The organism is Pseudomonas sp. HN8-3 (assembly GCF_020790195.1).
GTDB classification, from domain to species: Bacteria; Pseudomonadota; Gammaproteobacteria; order Pseudomonadales; family Pseudomonadaceae; genus Aquipseudomonas; species Aquipseudomonas synxantha_A.
The window spans coordinates 3,088,102-3,107,528 of sequence record NZ_CP086206.1; the positions used below are offsets into that span (position 1 = coordinate 3,088,102).

The 19,427-nt window shown below is 57.0% G+C and carries 20 protein-coding genes and 1 tRNA gene; 5 read left to right on the forward strand and 16 right to left on the reverse strand.

The window, feature by feature from the left end; translation table 11 throughout:
* The first annotated feature begins 5 nt into the window (after window positions 1–5).
* The gene (locus LJX92_RS13550) at window positions 6–533 is read left to right on the forward strand and encodes a DinB family protein (RefSeq protein WP_228308389.1); all 528 of its coding nucleotides are present in this window, start codon (window positions 6–8) and stop codon (window positions 531–533) included.
* Window positions 534–647: 114 nt separating this feature from the next.
* Here the strand turns inward: LJX92_RS13550 and LJX92_RS13555 are convergent, their stop codons facing one another.
* Window positions 648–1,124, reverse strand: coding sequence for a hypothetical protein (locus tag LJX92_RS13555; protein WP_228308390.1), 477 nt, complete (start codon window positions 1,122–1,124; stop codon window positions 648–650).
* Between the two features lie 224 nt (window positions 1,125–1,348).
* Here LJX92_RS13555 and LJX92_RS13560 point away from each other — a divergent pair.
* From LJX92_RS13560 to LJX92_RS13570, 3 genes are all read left to right on the forward strand, one after another.
* Window positions 1,349–1,435, forward strand: a tRNA-Leu gene (locus tag LJX92_RS13560).
* A gap of 503 nt (window positions 1,436–1,938) precedes the next feature.
* Window positions 1,939–2,217: a hypothetical protein gene (locus tag LJX92_RS13565; protein WP_228308391.1), complete on the forward strand. Its 279-nt coding sequence runs from the start codon at window positions 1,939–1,941 to the stop codon at window positions 2,215–2,217.
* Between the two features lie 632 nt (window positions 2,218–2,849).
* Complete coding sequence (locus LJX92_RS13570; RefSeq protein WP_032803527.1) at window positions 2,850–4,298, forward strand: serralysin family metalloprotease; 1,449 nt, start codon at window positions 2,850–2,852, stop codon at window positions 4,296–4,298.
* A gap of 124 nt (window positions 4,299–4,422) precedes the next feature.
* Here LJX92_RS13570 and LJX92_RS13575 read toward each other — a convergent pair whose 3' ends face one another.
* Window positions 4,423–5,061 carry an NAD(P)H-dependent oxidoreductase gene (locus LJX92_RS13575; RefSeq protein WP_078821309.1) on the reverse strand — a complete coding sequence of 213 codons (639 nt, stop codon included), beginning with the start codon at window positions 5,059–5,061 and terminating at the stop codon, window positions 4,423–4,425.
* A 94-nt stretch (window positions 5,062–5,155) separates the two neighbouring features.
* Here LJX92_RS13575 and LJX92_RS13580 point away from each other — a divergent pair, with 94 nt between their 5' ends.
* Window positions 5,156–5,623, forward strand: a complete 468-nt coding sequence (locus tag LJX92_RS13580; protein WP_228308393.1) for a MerR family transcriptional regulator — start codon at window positions 5,156–5,158, stop codon at window positions 5,621–5,623.
* A 110-nt stretch (window positions 5,624–5,733) separates the two neighbouring features.
* Here LJX92_RS13580 and LJX92_RS13585 read toward each other — a convergent pair whose 3' ends face one another.
* The 14 genes from LJX92_RS13585 to cydB all read right to left on the reverse strand — a co-directional run bounded on the left by LJX92_RS13585 (window position 5,734) and on the right by cydB (window position 19,417).
* Entirely contained in the window at window positions 5,734–7,593 is a 1,860-nt protein-coding gene (locus LJX92_RS13585; protein ID WP_228308394.1) for a calcium-binding protein, read from the reverse strand.
* 389 nt (window positions 7,594–7,982) lie between these two features.
* Window positions 7,983–8,609, reverse strand: a complete 627-nt coding sequence (locus tag LJX92_RS13590; RefSeq protein ID WP_032875543.1) for a hypothetical protein — start codon at window positions 8,607–8,609, stop codon at window positions 7,983–7,985.
* On the reverse strand, window positions 8,609–9,307 hold the full coding sequence (locus LJX92_RS13595) for a hypothetical protein (protein WP_032880962.1): 699 nt from the start codon (window positions 9,305–9,307) through the stop codon (window positions 8,609–8,611). Before LJX92_RS13595 ends, LJX92_RS13590 begins: the two co-directional genes overlap by 1 nt.
* 55 nt (window positions 9,308–9,362) lie before the next feature.
* Complete coding sequence (gene pstB / locus LJX92_RS13600; RefSeq protein ID WP_019817112.1) at window positions 9,363–10,124, reverse strand: phosphate ABC transporter ATP-binding protein PstB; 762 nt, start codon at window positions 10,122–10,124, stop codon at window positions 9,363–9,365.
* A 76-nt stretch (window positions 10,125–10,200) separates the two neighbouring features.
* Entirely contained in the window at window positions 10,201–11,094 is an 894-nt protein-coding gene (pstA, locus tag LJX92_RS13605) for a phosphate ABC transporter permease PstA (protein WP_005788134.1), read from the reverse strand.
* Window positions 11,091–12,059, reverse strand: a complete 969-nt coding sequence (gene pstC, locus LJX92_RS13610) for a phosphate ABC transporter permease subunit PstC (RefSeq protein WP_005788132.1) — start codon at window positions 12,057–12,059, stop codon at window positions 11,091–11,093. Before pstC ends, pstA begins: the two co-directional genes overlap by 4 nt.
* A gap of 75 nt (window positions 12,060–12,134) precedes the next feature.
* Complete coding sequence (gene pstS / locus LJX92_RS13615; protein ID WP_005788130.1) at window positions 12,135–13,166, reverse strand: phosphate ABC transporter substrate-binding protein PstS; 1,032 nt, start codon at window positions 13,164–13,166, stop codon at window positions 12,135–12,137.
* A gap of 653 nt (window positions 13,167–13,819) precedes the next feature.
* Window positions 13,820–14,116 carry a hypothetical protein gene (locus LJX92_RS13620; protein ID WP_223018350.1) on the reverse strand — a complete coding sequence of 99 codons (297 nt, stop codon included), beginning with the start codon at window positions 14,114–14,116 and terminating at the stop codon, window positions 13,820–13,822.
* Window positions 14,117–14,143: 27 nt separating this feature from the next.
* Window positions 14,144–15,067 (reverse strand): SphA family protein, encoded by a 924-nt coding sequence (locus LJX92_RS13625; RefSeq protein WP_223018351.1) that lies wholly within the window; start codon window positions 15,065–15,067, stop codon window positions 14,144–14,146.
* A gap of 23 nt (window positions 15,068–15,090) precedes the next feature.
* Window positions 15,091–16,509 carry an OprD family outer membrane porin gene (locus LJX92_RS13630; protein ID WP_228308395.1) on the reverse strand — a complete coding sequence of 473 codons (1,419 nt, stop codon included), beginning with the start codon at window positions 16,507–16,509 and terminating at the stop codon, window positions 15,091–15,093.
* A gap of 119 nt (window positions 16,510–16,628) precedes the next feature.
* On the reverse strand, window positions 16,629–17,255 hold the full coding sequence (ycaC, locus tag LJX92_RS13635; RefSeq protein ID WP_003191542.1) for an isochorismate family cysteine hydrolase YcaC: 627 nt from the start codon (window positions 17,253–17,255) through the stop codon (window positions 16,629–16,631).
* Between the two features lie 63 nt (window positions 17,256–17,318).
* On the reverse strand, window positions 17,319–18,008 hold the full coding sequence (locus LJX92_RS13640) for an isochorismatase family protein (RefSeq protein ID WP_032875555.1): 690 nt from the start codon (window positions 18,006–18,008) through the stop codon (window positions 17,319–17,321).
* Window positions 18,009–18,255: 247 nt separating this feature from the next.
* Window positions 18,256–18,414, reverse strand: coding sequence for a DUF2474 domain-containing protein (locus LJX92_RS13645; protein WP_103734436.1), 159 nt, complete (start codon window positions 18,412–18,414; stop codon window positions 18,256–18,258).
* A complete protein-coding gene (cydB, locus tag LJX92_RS13650; RefSeq protein WP_032875558.1) occupies window positions 18,401–19,417 on the reverse strand; it encodes a cytochrome d ubiquinol oxidase subunit II in 1,017 nt (338 codons plus the stop codon). Before cydB ends, LJX92_RS13645 begins: the two co-directional genes overlap by 14 nt.
* Window positions 19,418–19,427 lie beyond the last annotated feature (10 nt).

Sequence of the window (19,427 nt, forward strand, 5' to 3'; positions counted from 1 at the left end):
CCGCGGTGAACCGCATCGAGCATATTGGGTTGATGGCCCACTACAATCAATGGATGAACCGTAAGGTCTACGCCGCCGCCGGCACCTTGACCGACGCGGAGTTGACGGTGGATCGCCAGGCGTTTTTCGGCTCGATCCTCGGCACCTTGAACCACCTGATGCTGGGCGACACAGTCTGGCTCAAGCGCTTTGCCGAACATCCGGCGGGCTTTCGCGCGTTGGCACCGTTGAGCGACATCCCTACACCGGTGGATCTCAAGCAATTGGCCTTTGCCAACCTGAGTGAACTGTCAGCCCATCGCGCCTGGCTGGATCAATTGATCATTGATTGGGCCAACACGCTGCAGGAGTCTGATCTGGACCAGCGCCTGCGCTACCACAACATGCGCGGCGTGGCAGGTGAGAAGCCCTTCTTCGGCCTGCTGGTGCACTTTTTCAACCACCAGACCCACCACCGGGGCCAGGTGACAACACTGCTGACCCAGGCTGGCGTGGACGTGGGTACTACCGACCTGCTGGCACTGATTGACTGAACGCGGGCACAGCGCATTACACAAATCTTGTGGGAGCGGGCTTGCTCGCGAATGCGGTACGTCAGGCACTGAGCCAGTTACTGAAGCACCGCTTTCCCGAGCAAGCCCTCTCCTTTACTTCACCTTGCTGCTCAACGTCTCCACACTGCGCTTCAAATCATCCAGGCCGCGCTTGAGGCCGGCGATTTCGTCTTTCTGCCGATCTATCGTATTTTTCTGCTCATCCACCGTGCGCTTGAGACTCGACAACTGGCTATCACTGCTGCTGGAACTCGACCCGTCTTTACGCTTGAACTCGTCAAATGCACGATCCTGATCATCCATTTTGGTTTTCAGGCTTTGCAGCTCGCTTTCGCTACGCTTTTGCGCCGCTTGCAACGCCTCGATATCGCCGACGGAAATACTCGACGACTTCAACACATAGGTATTGCCCGCCTCTACCGAGGCGCCCGTCAATCTGTCTGTCGACGATGCACTGAACTCTCCCCACCGCACCGCACTCGCCGCCTGCGCCGGGCCAGCTATCGCCGCACCCAACAGCCCCACCACGCCTGCAGCCATCATCCAAGAACGCCTACGGACACTGAGCATCAACTGACTCCTTTGCGATTTGCCGGGATGGCATGTCGCTATGACTGTCATTTATGAGGCGTGTTCCTGCGGCGCAAGCATTCATCAGGACTTAACCCAAAGGCCCTGTAGATCACTGATCTGCCACACTTTTTCATCGGTATCTTTATGCAGGAAAGCGCGCTTCGAGGTTGCGCCGAAGCGACAGGATCTATATATTCCCAACCCTGCTACACCGCGCTACCGCCCGAATGGCGAAACTGGTAGACGCATGGGACTTAAAATCCCCCGCTCGTAAGGGCGTCCCGGTTCGATTCCGGGTTCGGGCACCATAGATATCAAGGGCTTGCCAGGGAAACCTGAGCAGGCCCTTATCTTTTCAGCTCCGCAATTCTCTCTAAGCTCTACGAAAACCAACTGGCTCTAGAAACTTCCATCATTGAGTTGCCGAGCCGGGTGGAAGCAGCGAGGGCTAAAGTGCTTATTTACTCCAGATTGAATACTAGGCAATGGGCCTATGCGAAAGAACTCGAGTGAATAACAACTATTTCAAAATCTTATTTAACCATTCGTCAGAATCGACGCGTTGGCAAGGTAATGACACCTTGCATTTTCCCGCCTGTAAGCTTGACTGCGGAAGCAGGTAGAACAATAAACCCATGCAACACATTGCATTTTACTTGGAGTCCAGCATTGAGCTGGACTCCAGTATCAATTGAATATGGCGCCAGCGAGTTAACCTAACTACGGATTTTCTGTAGCAGTGGCAAGTCTGCAGCTTTATTTTAAATAGGGAGCCAACTCATGGAATTTAAAATCCAAAAGGAATGCAAATATGGCTATCACAATCACAAACGGCGCAAGCAGAATTGTCAAGGTTGCAGTAAGTGCATGGCATACTGATACAACCCCCAGTGAGGACTACTACCCAATAGAGCAAGGTAATAGCGACACGTGGACGCGTAGCGATTCAAGAGGCTATTTAATGGTCGTCCAAGGTCTAGCAAAGACAAACGAGTACTACATTTCCTCCAGCAGCAAAATCGTTATCGAGGATGACCGTGTCAAAGATCACGGCCAATCTATTAGCCCACTAACGTCTGTAAATGCCTGATGTGTGTCGGTAAACGCATGTAGAGGTCACTCAAAACAGGAGACGGCCGAGAAAATTCATGCCCGGGCCGGAGTTGCCAACCCGACACATTAGTAAGTATTGGCACGTCCTCTTCAGTATTTTGGAGCTTCTATAGTTCCCCAATCTACGGGGTTTTTAAGAGTGGAGGCCAAGTTTTTTTGCAAGAGCAATCTACGGGCGAGTGAGATCAAATCGTTCGTTCGCTTTCGTTGTTATCTCGAAGCGAGAGCAATGCCAGGCAGAAGACAGCTGCATGACCGATCTCTACACACTGACCGGCTAACTGACCGAGTCAGCATGAGAGGGGATCTGGCCGTGATCAATATATTGAGGACGAGCCATCAATAGGCCACCACACTACTTAACCGCCTCTTGGATGCACCTTGAGAACCGTGAATTACCGCCCCGCAATAAAATCAGTCAATTGACTCACCAACCCAAGGTGTTTTAATAATTTTTAAGAATATATCAACAAGTTATATACCATATTTAATTTTTAAATAACACTAAACCCATAAGTCCTTTATAAATGACTACCACAACAAGAAGGCAACGAAAACGTGATAAGCATATAACACTTCAAATCAATGGACACGAAGGAATGTACTCGTATGACTATCTTGGCGAAAAATCTTGTTAGCCCACTCACCACTTCGGCGCAGCTGCGAACAAGTGAAGATTACCAGGCACTCTATAATTTTTCACACACCTATGATCGAGGAGGATTTAATTCCTCACAGGGCAAGCCGTCTTACACTATTGCGCAGGCCGCGGATGAAATAACTCGAGGAGGTTACTATTGGGGTGACAACGACCACAATGGGAAATACAACTTCACCTACAGCTTTCTGACTTCAGAAAGTCAAGCATACGCCTCCGAGAATGTTTCTGGCTTCAGCGCATTCAACGCTCAACAGAGATCCCAGGCAGCCCTTTCGTTCCAATCCTGGTCGGACGTCGCCAACATTTCATTCATCGAATCCAGAAGCGGAGGCGACGCACATATATCACTGGGTAATTATAGTAACGACCTGCAGCATGGAGGTGCCAGGTCGGCTTTCGCCTTTTACCCTAATAACAGCGGAAATAGCGATGCGTTGTTTTATACCAATCAAAACTATCAAGAAAATTTAACACCGGCAAACGGCAATTACGGTCGTCAAACCTTGACCCATGAAATTGGTCACACACTTGGACTGCAGCATCCAGGTTCGTACGACGCCAGTGTGGGTCAACCGTCGTATTCGGATGCGAAATATGCCGAAGATACACATGCTTACTCCGTGATGAGTTACTGGAGCGAGAGCAACACCAACCAGAACTTCAGTAAAGGTGGTGTCGAAGCCTATGCTGCGGGCCCGCTGATCGACGACATCGCCGCGATCCAGAAGCTCTACGGTGCCAACTACAGCACTCGCGCCGGTGACACGACCTACGGGTTCAACTCCAATACCGGGCGTGATTTCCTCACTGCCACATCCGATGCCGACAAGCTGGTGTTTTCGGTATGGGACGGCGGCGGCAAAGACACTCTAGACTTCTCCGGTTTCACTCAAAACCAGAAGATCAACCTCACTGCCACCTCGTTTTCTGATGTGGGCGGCCTGGTGGGCAACGTGTCGATCGCCAAGGGCGTCACCATCGAGAACGCATTCGGCGGTTCGGGCAACGACCTGATCATTGGTAACCAGGTCGCCAACCTCATCAAAGGCGGGGCCGGTAACGACCTCATCTACGGAGGTGGCGGCGCAGACCAATTGTGGGGCGGCGCCGGCAACGACACGTTCGTGTACGGTGCCAGTTCCGATTCCACGCCACGCGCTGCGGACAAGATCTTTGACTTCACCTCGGGCTCCGACAAGATCGACCTGTCGGGCATTACCAAAGGTGCGGGCTTGAGCTTCGTCAATGCATTTACCGGCCATGCCGGCGATGCTGTGCTGAACTATGCCTCGGGTACCAACCTGGGCACCTTGGCTGTGGACTTCTCCGGACACGGTGTGGCGGATTTCCTCGTCACCACCGTTGGCCAGGCAGCCGTCAGCGACATCGTGGCGTGATACAAAGCGCGGCGCTTGGCGCGCCGCGCTCAATGATTGGAAAGGAACTCACGATCAAATACTCAGTTCTACCCATGCAGCTGCGCCCCACTATTGCTGCAATGTGGAGCGGCTGCACTTCTCCCTAGTTGATTTCGGTTACGAAATTTTCGCGAGAGCGCCGTACTTTTTTCAGGTTTACCAGCCAGTCAGACTCTGCTGCCCGATACCCCAAAGGCAGGAGCACCACACTGCGCAGATGTCTGGCTCCCAGTCCCAGAATCTCATCGACAGCCGATGGGTCGAAACCTTCCATGGGCGTCGCGTCGACTTGCTCGGATGCCGCGGCGATTAAAGCCGAGCCCAGGCCAATATAGGCTTGGCGCGCAGCCGCTTGATAGTTGGCCTCCTGCCCACGCTCGGCGACTATACCGAGGAGCATTTGACGGTAATCTTCCCAACCCTGGTTGACGGTAGCTCGTACCGTATTGGTCAGGTCGAACATCATGTTGACACGCTCAGGCGTGATGTCATCCCAGGCGGCGAACACCAGTAAATGAGAGCAGTCGGTCACCTGGGACTGATTCCAGCTGACCGCCTTAATCTTTTCGCGAATTTGCGGATTGGTCACCACCAGCAATTCAAATGGCTGGAGCCCGCTCGACGTCGCCGTCAGTCGTACCGCCTCCAGGATTCGCTCCAGCTTTTCAGCAGGTATTGTCTTGGACGAATCGTAACTTTTCGTCGCATAACGCCAATTCAGCAACTCGGTTATTTTGCTCATTCTTCACATTCCACGTAGGTCAACGGTGTTTATCCAGCCCAATCCGATTACCTTCCGGATTACGCTGCGGCTTATACTGCGGATTAAAGTCAACTTGAAGGTCAAGCAAAAAATGAAGATAGGCGAGATTGCGCGACGTACCGGCCTTGCTGCTTCAGCAATACGCTACTACGAGGAGCAAGGCCTGCTGGACGCCCCCACGCGCGACATGAACAACTATCGCTATTACAGCGAGTCCACCATTAAACGCCTGGAAGTCGTGATCCACGCGCAAAGGCTGGGGTTTTCCCTCGACACCATTCGTGGCCTTTTCCTTCATGACGGGAGCTGCTCCAAATCCCTCACTCTGGAACAGATCAATGTACGTCTGGAGGAGATACAGCAAATCGAAGCCACACTAAAAGTGCAGCGTGAGGAGTTGTTGATGCTGCAACAAACCCTTGAAGAAAGCCTTCGTACTGGCATCGCACCGGGATTGGATTGCCCGCGCAGCGCTGAGCGATCAAGGCCTGATCGAGCCGTAGTCATGCGAAGCAAGCACATGATGGCTACCGGCAAGTGAGGAAAACGCGATACTGCGGGATATAGATTGCTATAAAACGATAAGCAAGAAAAAACCCCACAGCATCAGCGATCCTGTGAGGTTTTACCGCCAACTGTACCGATGCCGCATCAAACCACGCTGATCATCTCTGCGCTCAGCTGTGCCGCATTGAACCCCACCAGGGTGACACTGCTGTCCCCCGCCAGAATCACGCTGTCACTGCCGTTCTGGGTGGTGGACCCGATTACAGCATCGGCGCTCGCAAACAACGACTTGGCGAACACCAGCAGATCATGCCCGTTCTGATGGATGTTGAAGTCGCTGATCACGTCGTGGCCGAACCCGCGCTGATCGAACACAAACAAGTCGCTGCCCACGCCACCACTGAGCTGGTCATTGCCCTGCCCGCCGATCAAAACATCATTACCGCTGGCGCCATACAGCGAGTCGTTACCCATGCCGCCCAGCAACGTGTCGTTGCCGTCACCGCCGTGCAGCAGGTCATTGCCGGCGCCACCGTCGAGCCGATCATTGCCGTTCTGGCCGAATATCAGGTCGCGTGCTGCAGTGCCTTTCAGGGTGTCGGCCAGTTGGCTACCTTCAATGGATCTGGCGTAAGCCTTGTCGGCGCCGAACAGGCCATCGAAATCCAGCTTGCCGTTGGTGACCGTATAAGACGGCGTCAGCGTCTGCTCGATACCGCTGAAGATGCCACCGATAACAGGCAGTTGACCGAGCGTGTTGGCAAGGCCCGTTTCGAACTCGACATGCTCTACGCCATGCAGTTCTTTAAGGCCGTATTGGCCGCTGCTATCGTTCAAAAACAACGTACCGTCGCTCAGTTTCACGGCTTCGTAGGCGGACGCCGTACCTTTGAGAAAGACTTTGTCATCGCCTGCACCGCCAGCAACGATATCGGTACCGGTACTGACCCGGAAACTGTCGTTACCACTGAACCCGTCGAGGAAGTCATCGCTGCGACCATCCTGCAGCTTGTCTGCACTGTCGGTGCCCAGCAGGAAGGCCGGTGTACCGTAATGGTTGGAGGTGGCGGTCTGTTTGTCGCTGACCCAGGTGAAGCTGCGGCTGATCGCGTCGAGGTTGCTGATCACGATGGTGCTATCGCGCTCGATGTAATCGTAGAACGTCGACTGGGCGATGCGCTGGATGGGGTTGATGAAAATACCTTCGAGGTGCGCGGCCCATCCTGACAAGTTGGCGATGGAAAACGGACCGTTGGGCCAGGTTGGCAGGGCGTAGATCGTATCGAACAGCACAATATTGTCGGTCGTCGAGGTGTAACTGGCGTCACTCCCCTGAAGAGCGTCGATGATGGCGCTTCCCACGTTGGTTTCCTGACCGGTGAGGCGGTGCACCACATCGTTTTCAAAACCGAAGTTGTAGATTCCGTCGCTGTTGCTGGACTTGGGTGACTCCATGCCAAAGTAGTCCGAATCCTTGAAGAAACCGTCTGCCAGCGTGTCTTTGCCGATATACATACTGTTAGTGACTGAGCCACCCTGGCTGTAGCCGGTTACCAGCACATCCTTGCCGCTCAGGTTGTGGCCTATCGCGTAATCCTTGATTGAATTGAGCAGGTACTCATAGCCGTTGATATACGAGTTATCGATCATGGCCGGCCAGCCCAGCAGATCAGTCAGGGAGTTGGTGCCGGCAATGGAAAACCCCATTTTCAGCAATTGACCACTGTCATCGTATTGACCAAACACCCTGGCCTGGGAACCGAACACGCCATCGCCGGTGAAGCTTCCGGTGATATCGGTGTGACTGCTATCAACGCTCAGTTCATTGGCGCCGATTTCACGCCAGCCTTTGGGCAATGCAAAGGTGTTGCCCTCCCCCAGTACCGCACCTGGAAGGTTGTAGAGCGCGCCTACGGTCGCGACACCGCTGGTGTAAGTGGCGAGGTTCCAGGCATCTGAAATCAGCACACGGGCATCTTGACCCTTGTAATCGAATATAGCCATGTCAGTACTCCTTGAGCCCAGCGATCAACACCGAAGTCGACGGTAATAACTGATACGTCGGGCTAAACAATATGCATTGAAGTTGTTGTTGTGCATTCTGTTCAGGCTGCTTCTTTTCTTAATATCGACTTTTACCATTAAGGAAGCTTGTCAACATTAGCGTAGAAACATTGCCGTACATCGACCGACTATCGGATTGTAAGGAGCTGTTATTAAGCACCCATACAAAAAAAAGCGCCGGGAGCGCTATTTAACAAACAATAAGTGGGCGTTTGTTTTTTACGTGACTAATGGGTCAGGACTAATTAAACCCGCCGCGCGCGTTATGGATGACTTACTCAACCCAATAACGATCCAATATCAAATAGCGATGCAGATAACACTCGCCCTCAGGAAGAAAAAACTTCAGCACCTTGTCGCGCCGGCTTTTGATATCGGGGCACTTGCTGCCTGGCCAATTGCGCCTGCACGCCCGCGACAGCTTCAAGTACTCTCTGCGCCCACTGCCCATCCTGCGGGTCAACCACGACCACACGAAAGCCATGTTCATGACCTTCTATGCGCACGCCCTCGGAATCATCCACGTGTAAATCGATATCGAAGGCCGACGGAAGCTTCGACGGCGTGTTCAACAGCCCGCGCGCGTTGAGGGCTTGGTTATGCACGACGCTGTTCACCACGCCATCGACGCGTATGCCGTACAGCATCAGCCAACGCCTGATATACGAAGGCGCCCGGCCTGACGAGGTGTAAACCCAGATGCTGCACCCCTGGCGCCGTAGCTCCCGGGTCAGGGAGCGGGTGCCGACACGCAGCGGCTCGCCCCACCAGCGATGGACGCAGGCCGGCAACCAGCTGCTTTCCACGGGCGAGTGATCAAGTTGGCAGGCCAGGGTGTCGTCGATATCAAACGAGATCCGTACGCGTGGCCGTGTGAGCAGACGCGTGGACAGGGCTTGAACGAGTAGGTTGGCGGACGTTCGGCATTTGCCCGCAAAGGTTTGATACCTGCTCATCATTGGCCTCCCTGATAGATTGGTTGCGGTGCGTCGCTCAAGAAAAACACACCCGGATCAGGCGCTTGTTCCTCCAGGAACGCGGCGTACTTTTTCTTGATCTTGGGCAATTCATACAGGGCCTTCACCCCATGTTTGGCCGAGTTGCGGATCACCGAGGAGGGGTTGAAGTAGCCTTCGGCGTTTTCGAGTGTCAGCACGAACGGCGGCAACCCTGCACGCATCAGCAGGTAGCTGACGATCAGCGAGCCACTGCGGTTATTACCTTCGATGAACAATTGCGGTTTGCTGAGGATGCGTACATACACACCTGCTGCACGCTTCCACACCGATTCACTGCGGTAGGCGCAGTACCAATTGAACAAGTCCTTGATGCCACCCTCAACGTTGTTGAAGAAGTGCTCCTCGGTTGCGGCCAGGTGTTGCGCGTATTCCAGGCGGCGTGCCGGATCTCGACCACAGAGCACCGTGGCGTTGATCTCCAGCATCAGGTCAAGGTGGTGCAGATCAAACAGGTCCACGCCCTGGGCGACGTAGTCGTCAACCAGCGCATAACCTGCAAGCACATTCTCCAACACCTCGTCCGTCAGCGGGTCCCGCGGCTCGGTAAACTGCGTGCTGAGCTGGGCAAAGCGGCTCTGCACCTTACGCAGGGCGCGTTCAATCGCTGGCAAATCTAGACGATGCGTTACAGGCATTGGCATTCCCGAGAAGACGTTGGCGCAGGTGCGGCTGTTATCGAACATGGATGGTTCAGCTGAACTTGCCGCTGATGTAATCCTCGGTCATCTGCTCACGCGGGCTGCCGAAAATCTGCGCAGTCGGGCCCATTTCCACCAGGTAGCCAGTGCGCGTGCCTTGGGAAATATCCACCGAGAAAAACGCCGTGGTGTCTGCTACCCGGATGGCCTGTTGCATGTTGTGGGTCACCAGTGCGATGGTGTAGTCCTTCTTCAATTCCACCATCAGCTCCTCCACCCGGCGGGTCGCGATAGGGTCGAGGGCCGAACACGGCTCATCGAGCAACAGCACTTCCGGCTCGGTGGCGATGGCGCGGGCGATACACAACCGCTGCTGCTGACCACCAGAAAGCGACAAGCCACTGACCTTGAGCTTGTCCTTGACCTCATCCCACAGCGCCGCGCCTTGCAGGGCGTGCTTGACGCGGTCGCCGAGGTCGCCTTTGTAGCGGTTCAGGCGCAGGCCGAACGCGACGTTGTCGAAGATGCTCATGGAAAACGGGTTGGGCTGCTGGAACACCATGCCGATATAGCGGCGTACCACCACCGGGTCGACGCCCTTGCCATACACGTCCTGGCCGAGGAAATGCACGTGGCCCTCGAAGCGAAAGCCCTTCACCAAATCGTTCATGCGGTTGAGGCTGCGCAGCACAGTACTTTTGCCGCAGCCCGACGGGCCGATAAACCCGGTGATCTTGTTTTTTTCAATCGGCACATGGCTGTCACGCACCGCCATGAAGTTGCCGTAGAAAATCCTGTCCAGCTTGCAGTCCATGACCACAGGCGACTGGGTGACAAACGGAGCGGCTATTTGCGCAGTTGAGACGTTCAAAATTCAGATGCTCCCGTTCTTAATACTTGGGCTTGCCGAAGATACGGCTGACAATATTGACAACCAGCACAATCATCACCAACACCAACGAGGCCGCCCAGGCGAGCTCAAGCTGGTTGTCGAACGGCATGCCGGAGAAGTTGTAGATCAGCACCGCCAGCGAGGCCGTGGGGTTCATGACCGCGAGGTCGCCGTCGTGGTAGATCCAGTAGTTGCTGAACAGCGCGGTAAACAGCAGCGGCGCGGTTTCACCGGCAGCACGGGCCACGGCGAGCATCACGCCGGTGAGGATCGCCGGCAGGCCGGTAGGCAAAATGATCTTCCAGATCACCTGCGAGCGCGTACAGCCCATGCCGTAGGCGGCGTCCTTCATGATCTTGGGCACCATGCGCATCGACTCTTCGGCGGTGAGCACCACGATCGGCAGCATCAGTACCGCCAGGGCTACACCGCCCGCTGGCGCCGAGTAAGTACCGGTGGTCATGACCACCAGGGCGTAGGCGAACACCCCGGCCAGGATCGACGGCAGGCCCGTGAGCATCTTGGCGGCAAAGCGCGCAGTGTTCGCCAATTTGCTGTCCGGCCCCAGTTCGGCCAGGAAGATCGCCGCCATGATGCCGACCGGCACCGCGATGGCGGCAGCAATGCCGACCATCACAAAGGTGCCTGCCATGGCGTTGCCGAAACCGCCGCCGGTTTCGAAGCCGGTGGGCGGCAGTTCGGTGAACACTTCCAGGCTCAGGCGTGCGCCACCACGGGTGATCAGCATGTAGAGCACGGAAATCAGCGGCACACTGGCCAGCAGCGCGCCCAGCCAGACCAGCGTTGTCAACACCAGGCTGCGCAGGGCGCGGCCTTCGAACTTGCGCTGCAGGCTGGGCACCGCGGTGATTGGGGACGTGAGGTCAGTCATTGTTTAGTACCGCGCTGGGCGTAGAGCATGATCATGGAACCGATGACGTTCACCAGCAGCGTGATAAACATCAGCACGAGCGCGGCGTACATCAACACCTCGATCTCATTCGGCCCGGCTTCGGGAAAGTTCAGCGCCAACAAGGCCGCCAAGGTATTGGCCGGCGCAAACAGCGACAGTGAGATGTTGTTGGCGTTGCCCACCAGCATTGCCAGCGCCATGGTTTCACCCAGCGCGCGGCCGAGGCCGAGCACCAGCGAACCGAAAATACCAGTGGCGGCAGAAGGCACCATCACCTTGAGAATCGCCTCCCAATGGGTAGTCCCCATACCGTAGGCAGCCTGCTTGGTTTTCATCGGCACGCTGGTCAGGGCGTCCTGGGACACGGCGGCAATCGTCGGCAGAATCATGATCGCCAATACCAGCGCCGCAGGCAGCAACCCTGGCCCGCTCAAGGAGGTGCCGAAAAACGGGATCCAGCCCAGTTCACTGTTCAACCAGGTGGTCAGTGGCCGGATCGCCGGGATCACCACGTAGATGCCCCACAGGCCATACACCACGCTGGGGATGGCCGCGAGCAATTCAACGATGGTGCGAAACACCGCCGCCAGCTTCGCCGGCAGGAAATCCTGAGTCAGGAAAATCGCCATGCTGACGCCGAAAACCCCTGCAATCAGCAGCGCAATCAGGGCGCTATAGAGCGTGCCCCAAATCGCTGGCAGGATCCCGTACTTGCCTTGGTTGACATCCCAGACACTGCCAAAAAGCACGTCGAAACCGTGCTTCTCCATGCCGGGAAGAGCCTTGCGTCCCACCTCGAATACCAAGGCTGCGACCAACGCCAGAATCAGTACCACCCCGATTCGCGCAAGCCCACGGAAGGTGCGATCGACCAGGAAGTCTTTCGCAGAGGGGGGTTGGCAGGCAGAATCCGGGTTAACCGGAACGACGAAAGGTTTGATCATGGGCGAATTCCGGAACAAGGGGGGAAACGCTCCCGGCCTGGCTGACAGCCCAGGCCAAGAGCGACCTCACGGGTGTTACTGGATGTTGGCGGAAGCTTTACGCACCTGATCGACCACCGATTGCGGCAGTGGGATGTAGCCCATCGAGTCGGCGATTTTCTGCCCCTCGGTCAAGCTGTACTCGACCATTTCGCGCATGGCCTTGGCCTTGGCCGGATTACCGTTGTCCTTGCGGAAGATCATCCAGGTGTAGGACGTGATCGGGTAGGACTTGGCACCGTCCGGATCCGGCAGCCAGGCCACCAGGCTTTCCGGCATTTTCACTGCTGCCAGGGCCTCGGCACCGCTCTCGGCGTTCGGTACCACGTACTGGCCGGCCTTGTTCTGCAACTGGGCGAAGTCGACCTTGGCCAGCTTGGCGAAGCCGTACTCGATGTAGCCAATCGCGCCTGGCGTCTGGCGTACGGTGGCCGTCACGCCATCATTCTTGGGCGACTTGATGAATTTGTCGCTGGCAGGCCAGTTGACCGTGTTGCCCTCGCCCAGCGCCGTTTTGAATTCAGGATTGATGGTCGCCAAATGCTTGGTGAACACCGCCGTGGTGCCGCTGGAGTCTGCACGCACTACCACGGTGATCGGTGTGTCGGTCAGTTTCAGGTCCGGGTTGGCGGCGACTATCTGTGGGTCGTTCCACTTGGTGATCTTGCCCAGGAAGATATTGGAATACACATCGCGTGGCAGCTTGAGGCCCTTGGGGTTGCCCGGCAGGTTATACGCCAGCACGATTTCACCCGCGGTCATCGGCAGCAATTGCACGCCTTCGGCCACCTTGGCGATGTCTTCATCTTTCATGGCCGAATCACTGGCGGCGAAATCGACGGTTTTATTCAGGAAGTCCTGCACACCTGCGCCGCTGCCCTTGGATTGATAATCCACAGTGACGCCAGCGGTCTTCTTGCTGAAGTCCTTGAACCAGGTGAGGTAGATCGGTGCAGGGAAGCTGGCGCCGGAGCCGGTGAGGCGCACGTTTTCGGCGGCGAAGGTCATGGAGGAGGCACACAGAGAAACCGTAACGGCCAGTGCTGCAGACTTCATCAAGCTTTTCATTAAAAGAACTCGTTGTGGTGACGGGCTCCCGAACTGTGCAGCAGGGTTGTTACATTTTTATGAAAATTGAGTGGCGAACCGGGGTTTTGTCCCTGTTTGCCGCTACAACGATGTATTTTCGGGCGATTGGTTAGTAACAAATTGCGTCTAAAATGCTGCGATCCCCTATGGCGGCATAGGTATCTACACATCTTTTGATACGGCGCTGTACCTGTGGCGAGGGAGCTTGCTCCCGCTGGCGGCCTCAGGGCCGACCCGGGTGCTGGGTCAGATCGAGTACATATCCGTTATTTAAGTAACGGCCACTATTGGTTCCGCTCTTACAGCGGCTCACTTTTGAAAAGCGCAAAAGTGAGCAAAACGCTCTTGCCCCACCACTCGGCACCTCCCTCAGGCTCGGTGTGCCCGTAATCCGACAGGGATTTGGGGGGCCGCCGCCCCGCGCCATCCATGGCGCGGGGCGGCTAAACCCCTGTCGAATTCCGGCCAGCGTGGTTTAACGGGGCGCCTAAGATCAAAAGCAGATCAAGAGCAGCTCGCTTCGCATCGTGGTTACCGTAGGGGGCTGCAAACTGAAGTTGTGTAGATACCCATGCCTATGGCGAGGGCGCTTGTTCCTGCTGAGCTACGCAGCACCCCCGCCCCCGCAGGACTCATGGCTGGCGACAAATCAAGGCGGCCCCCCTGATCTCGGCGCCATCGGCCGTTTCCTTGCCATCTGCCACAGCCATGCTGTCTGCCCCAAGAACCGCCGCCCGGTTGAGCGCCCGTCGCAAGGTGTCATCCGGCCCAGACCCCTGCACGGTGAACATTTCAATCAGTCGACACTGGTTCGAAGACGAGGCAGTGACCAGGTTGACGTTAAAACCGCGCTCGGTCAGTTGGGTGGAACACGCAGGCAATACGCTTACCGCCGCAAATGCCAGCGTTACCGGAAAAAGATTGTGCATAGCATGACTGCCTCTAAGTATTAAGCGCTAAAACGCCTGGAGGTAACGTAGCGTCAGTTGCGTTCCTTGGGCGCGATTTTCAGCGCCACTTTCAAAATACAGGTTCGCAAAGAATGTTCGCTTGCCTTGCTGATACATCACGCCGGGTCCTATGCCTACCACTTGCTCCCTGGAGTCCTGTTGCCGATGGCCATCGATACGGTCATCGCTGATCTGCTTGAGTTGATACCCCGCCACGCCGACCCGCCAGCGTTCGGCAACGGCGTAGGACACCGCGAGGTTACTGTGGATCGCTTGGCCCGGCTGGATACTGCTGGCGTTCAGGACCGAGGCCGGGTCGTGATTACGACTGGACCATGCGTAGTTGAAACGGCCGCTCACCTCCAGGCGATCGGTCAACTCCCAGGTAAATACGTAATGAGGGTTGAATACCCAGACATTGCTGCCGGTAATGATGCTTGAATTCTTGTCGTAAGAGCCGGTGGGCAATGAAAACACGAAGTTCAGGCGCTGCCAGTAAGGCCGACCGAAGAACGAAACAGGCGCCCACTGCAACAGAAACGGGCTGACGACCATGTCGCCCTGGCGGGTGCGGCGGCCCTCGGGGCCATGATCGATATCCAGTTCCAGGTTCACCAGCGGCAACAATACCTCAGCGCCGTAATTGGCCCCCAACAGCGTCTTGTCACTGAAGTAGGCCAAGTGCGGCAGCACCGTGGTGCTGTGCACCTGCTGGCGCCCGGGCAGCGAATGGCCGTGGGCATCGTAGGCCGAGTGACTGCGGTAGTACTGCACTGGCAACTCGAACAGCGCGCCGGGGCCGGCGACCCCGTCCATGAAACTGGCATTGCCCAAGGCCAGGGGCGGCAGGCTGACACTGTCCGCCTCGCTGGTGGCGCAGGCCAATGCCGAGCTGATGCCCAGAACCCGAATCCATTGTGTTTGACGCATACAGCACCTTCATTGACTGCCGATTAAAAAACGGCGAATGGGTAATCCACGATCACCCGGTACTCATCGGCATTCGAGTTGCCACGGGTATTGCCCGGCGCGGTATAGCCTTGGCCGGATCGATGCGCGGCCCAGCGCAATGTGACGTTCAAGCCCTTGGCCTTGCCGCCCGGCACCGCATAACGCAGGGCGACGTCGCGTTCCCAGTGGTGCGCATCCTTGCCCGCAGCGTTATAGATGTAGCCGTAGCCGGTGCTGTTGGGGTCGACTCGCGTGAGGTTCGCTTCACCCCGGGTGTAGGAGGTGCTGAGCTGAATGTCCGGCGCGTTGATGAAGGCCAGGCTGGTCTGGTATTGGATCTTCCACGACTTTTCACCCGGGGCATTGAAGTCGGCGTATTGCTGGGAATTGTTCAGGTACATGAACGTGCGGTCGTCCTGCACGACGTAGTCGAACGGCGTGTCACCGTCGACCTTCTGCACACCGAGGGTCAGGCTCTGGCCTGCGCCGGACAGGGTCAGGCCGCCGGTGTAAGTATTGTTGTCGATGCGCCCCAAGTGGCTTTGGCCCTGGTCACGGGTCTTGAAGTAATGCACATACGGCGTCAGCGTGACCCCATGGTTCAACGTGAAGGGGTAGCTGACCCCAGCGTAATACTGGCTCCAGATATCGCTGAGCTGGCCGCCATACAGCGTCAGCGTAACCCCGCCCGGCGCACTGTAAACGCCGCCCAGCCAGCTCATGTGCGAACTCTCGCGCTTGGCCGCCACACCGGCCTTGTTGCCAGTGCCGTAACTGGTGGTCAGGTGGCTCTGGCCGCTCTGGTTGCGCAAGCGTGTGGAATCGACCCAGCCGGTATCGAGGGTCAGGTTTTGCAAGCTGTAGTTCTTCAGTGTCACACCGCGAAAAGTCTGCGGGACCACACGGCTCACTCCGCTGGCCACCAGTGGGTTATCCAGGTACTGGTCACCGGCCTGCACCAGGCTGCCAAAACCGCGCAGCTTGAGTGCCGCGCCCGCTGCAGAGAAGTCTGACTCCGGGGCCTTTTTCGAATCCAGCGGCAGCAAACCCGCCCCGCCACTGCCTCCACCGCCATCGAGCTTGAGACCATAGAACCCATGCACATCGACCCCCACACCAATCGGCGTGTCGGTGTAACCCGAGCGAAACGACAGGTACACACCTTGCACCCATTCACGCTGATCCAGGCGCGACGGCGTGTTGTGGTTATCGCGGCCCAGGTAGTAATTGCGCAGCAGCCCATTGAGGGACGAGCCGCCGACAAATCCCGGCGTCACCGCCAGTTCGGCTTTCTGTCGTTCATTGATACCGGTGCTGAGGTTATCCCGTTGGCCCAAGGAGTTATCGGCCTGCACGCCCGCCGCCGAGAGTGACACCGTGAGCGATATGGAGACACGCACGATCCGCTTGAAAATAGGCATCAGCGTTGCTCCTGTGGTTGTTCAATCACCGTCACGGTCGCCGTAGTGCCCGCGCGCAAGCGGCCCTATCCCAGGAGCAAGTGCAAGCTGCCAATACATCGGCAGCCTGCATTCCAGGCTTACTTGCCTTCAGTCAACGCGTTGTAGCTGGTGAACAGGTTGCGGTAGTCAGGGATGTGGTTGGAGAACAACGTCCCCAAGCCTTCGATATCGTTGCGCCAGTCGCGGTGCAACTCACAGGCCAGGCCGAACCAGGTCATCAGTTGCGCGCCGTTGGCCGACATGCGGGCCCAGGCCGATTGCTGGGTCAGCTCATTGAAGGTGCCGGAGGCATCGGTAACCACAAACACCTCGAAGCCTTCCGCCAGCGCCGACAGCGCCGGGAACGCCACGCACACTTCGGTCACCACGCCGGCAATGATCAGTTGCTTCTTGCCGGTGGCCTTGATGGCCTTGACGAAGTCTTCGTTGTCCCAGGCATTGATCTGCCCAGGACGGGCAATGTACGGAGCGTCCGGGAACAGCGCCTTGAGTTCCGGTACCAGCGGGCCATTGGGGCCGGTTTCGAAACTGGTGGTCAGGATGGTCGGCAGCTTGAAGTACTTGGCCAGGTCAGCCAGGGCCAGCACGTTGTTCTTGAACTTGTCCGGGTCGATGTCGCGGACCAATGACAGCAGGCCAGCCTGATGGTCGACCAACAACACAGCGGCGTTATCTTTGTCCAAGCGAACGTAAGGTGTAGACATCGTGATACTCCTGATAAAGAAGGTGACGCCCCGAGTGGGCGCCCGGTAAAGAACCCAGCGTGTTTACTTGCGCTGTGAGTCTAGTTCTTCGTGATTGTTTGCCACTTCCTGAGCCTTGATGTAGCTCTCGATCAGCAGTTGGTAGTGCGGCATCGCCTGGGTGTAGACGTTCGCCCACTCCTGGGCATCCGGACGGTTCCACGAACCTTGCAACTCCGAGAGCGTGCCCATGATGTCGATCGGCACCGCGCCGGCTTGGGCCAGGCGCGCGATGGTCAGGTCAGTGGCCAGCTTGGAGTGGTTGCCCGAAGCGTCGACCACCGCAAACACCTTGTAGCCTTCATGCACCGCCGCGATGGACGGAAACGCCAGGCATACGCTGGTCAGGGTGCCGGCGATCACCAGGGTTTTCTTGCCGGTGGCTTTGACGGCGGCGTGGAACTCAGGGTTGTCCCAGGCGTTGATTTCGCCACGGCGGGCGACGTATTGGGCATGCGGCGCGGCCTCGTGGATTTCCGGGATCAGCGGGCCATTGGGGCCTTGTGGAACCGAAGCGGTAGTGATGACCGGGATTTTCAACAGGGTCGCGGCCTTGGCCAACGCGATAGCGTTAGCGCGCAGTTGAGGAACATCAATGTCCTTGACGATCTGGAACAGACCACTCTGGTGGTCGATCAGCAACATGGCCGTGTCGGCGGGATCAATCGTCGGCTTTTGACCATTGAAGTTTGCAGCGTTACCTGATGCAGTCATTTGCATTTCCTCTTGCTTGGATAGACCTCCCTGGAATGGTGTGCCGGAACAGTGCCCGGCAGTGTCTGCACTTCCTGTATAGACACGCTCCGACCGGTATCCACGACTTGCGCCTGTAGGACACCTGCGAAAAAACAATGGAGCCACCTTAATCATCAGCTTCAAGGTTAGGTAGTGGCTGAACCGGGCCGCTGCATCTCAAAAATGGAACGATGTGCCGCCCCTTCCACATTGGATCAGGCTCGCCTCAATGGCTGGTCATGCCAGCCATGTGCATCATCCAGCGCAAGCCACTCGCAAGGATGCCGAGGGCGAGCACGCTGGCGAACCAGATAGCGATCAGCCAGAACACCCGCTGGTACCAACGGCCAGCAGGCCGCGGCTTTTCACCCTTAGTGGTAGCCATCGCCAATCCTCACTTTGCCGCGGAATACGTAGTAGCTCCAGCAGGTGTACATCAGGATGATCGGCAGGATGAACAGCGTGCCGATCAGGATGAACAACTGGCTCGAAGGCGGCGATGCAGCGTCCCACAAGCTGATGGATGGCGGCACAATGTTCGGCCAGATGCTGAAGGCCAGCCCGATATACCCCAGGAACACCAGCATCAGGGTGAATACGAACGGCCAGTGCGAGTGGTGTTGGCGCAACGTTTTCAACAGCCCCACCAGTGCCAGTACGCCCAGCAGCATCAGGCCGCCAAACACCACAATGTGCGCCTGGGCAAACCAGCGCAGGGCGATTTCCGGGTGCAGCCACGGCGTCCACACGCACAGCACCGCCACCACCGCCATCAGCGCGAAGGCCAAGTAGCGGCTGAACAGGCGCATGCGCGATTCGAGCATGCCTTCGGTCTTGACCAGCAACCAGGTGCTGCCCAGCAACGCGTAGGCCACCACCAACCCAACCCCGCAGAACAGCGGGAACGGCGAGAGCCAGTCGAGGCTGCCCCCGGCAAACTGGCGATTGACCACCGCAATGCCGGCGATGTAGGTGCCGATCACCACGCCCTGGCAAAAGGTCGCCAGGAACGAGCCGCCGATAAACGCCATGTCCCAGATATGCCGCTTCTGCGGGCTGGCCTTGAAGCGGAATTCAAACGCCACGCCACGAAAGATCAGCCCGGCCAGCATGAAAATCAGCGGTAGGTACAACGCCTCCAGGATCACCGAGTACGCCAGCGGAAACGCCCCATACAACGCCGCGCCGCCGAGTACCAACCACGTCTCGTTACCGTCCCATACCGGCGCCACGGTGTTCATCATCACGTCGCGCTCCTGCTCGTCCGGGATCAGCGGAAACAGGATGCCCAGGCCCAAATCGAAGCCATCCATGATCACGTACATCATCACCCCGAAGGCAATGATCACGCCCCAGATCAACGACAGGTCTATACCTACAATGCCCATGTGCAATCCC

Bases quoted from the DNA above. Each gene is read 5' to 3' on its own strand.
- LJX92_RS13555 (WP_228308390.1), bottom strand. From the start codon at position 1,124: ATGCTCAGTGTCCGTAGGCGTTCTTGGATGATGGCTGCAGGCGTGGTG.
- LJX92_RS13565 (WP_228308391.1), top strand. From the start codon at position 1,939: ATGGCTATCACAATCACAAACGGCGCAAGCAGAATTGTCAAGGTTGCA.
- LJX92_RS13570 (WP_032803527.1), top strand. From the start codon at position 2,850: ATGACTATCTTGGCGAAAAATCTTGTTAGCCCACTCACCACTTCGGCG.
- LJX92_RS13575 (WP_078821309.1), bottom strand. From the start codon at position 5,061: ATGAGCAAAATAACCGAGTTGCTGAATTGGCGTTATGCGACGAAAAGT.
- LJX92_RS13585 (WP_228308394.1), bottom strand. From the start codon at position 7,593: ATGGCTATATTCGATTACAAGGGTCAAGATGCCCGTGTGCTGATTTCA.
- LJX92_RS13590 (WP_032875543.1), bottom strand. From the start codon at position 8,609: ATGAGCAGGTATCAAACCTTTGCGGGCAAATGCCGAACGTCCGCCAAC.
- LJX92_RS13595 (WP_032880962.1), bottom strand. From the start codon at position 9,307: ATGCCTGTAACGCATCGTCTAGATTTGCCAGCGATTGAACGCGCCCTG.
- pstB (WP_019817112.1), bottom strand. From the start codon at position 10,124: ATGGACTGCAAGCTGGACAGGATTTTCTACGGCAACTTCATGGCGGTG.
- pstA (WP_005788134.1), bottom strand. From the start codon at position 11,094: ATGACTGACCTCACGTCCCCAATCACCGCGGTGCCCAGCCTGCAGCGC.
- pstC (WP_005788132.1), bottom strand. From the start codon at position 12,059: ATGATCAAACCTTTCGTCGTTCCGGTTAACCCGGATTCTGCCTGCCAA.
- pstS (WP_005788130.1), bottom strand. From the start codon at position 13,166: ATGAAAAGCTTGATGAAGTCTGCAGCACTGGCCGTTACGGTTTCTCTG.
- LJX92_RS13620 (WP_223018350.1), bottom strand. From the start codon at position 14,116: ATGCACAATCTTTTTCCGGTAACGCTGGCATTTGCGGCGGTAAGCGTA.
- LJX92_RS13625 (WP_223018351.1), bottom strand. From the start codon at position 15,067: ATGCGTCAAACACAATGGATTCGGGTTCTGGGCATCAGCTCGGCATTG.
- LJX92_RS13630 (WP_228308395.1), bottom strand. From the start codon at position 16,509: ATGCCTATTTTCAAGCGGATCGTGCGTGTCTCCATATCGCTCACGGTG.
- ycaC (WP_003191542.1), bottom strand. From the start codon at position 17,255: ATGTCTACACCTTACGTTCGCTTGGACAAAGATAACGCCGCTGTGTTG.
- LJX92_RS13640 (WP_032875555.1), bottom strand. From the start codon at position 18,008: ATGACTGCATCAGGTAACGCTGCAAACTTCAATGGTCAAAAGCCGACG.
- LJX92_RS13645 (WP_103734436.1), bottom strand. From the start codon at position 18,414: ATGGCTACCACTAAGGGTGAAAAGCCGCGGCCTGCTGGCCGTTGGTAC.
- cydB (WP_032875558.1), bottom strand. From the start codon at position 19,417: ATGGGCATTGTAGGTATAGACCTGTCGTTGATCTGGGGCGTGATCATT.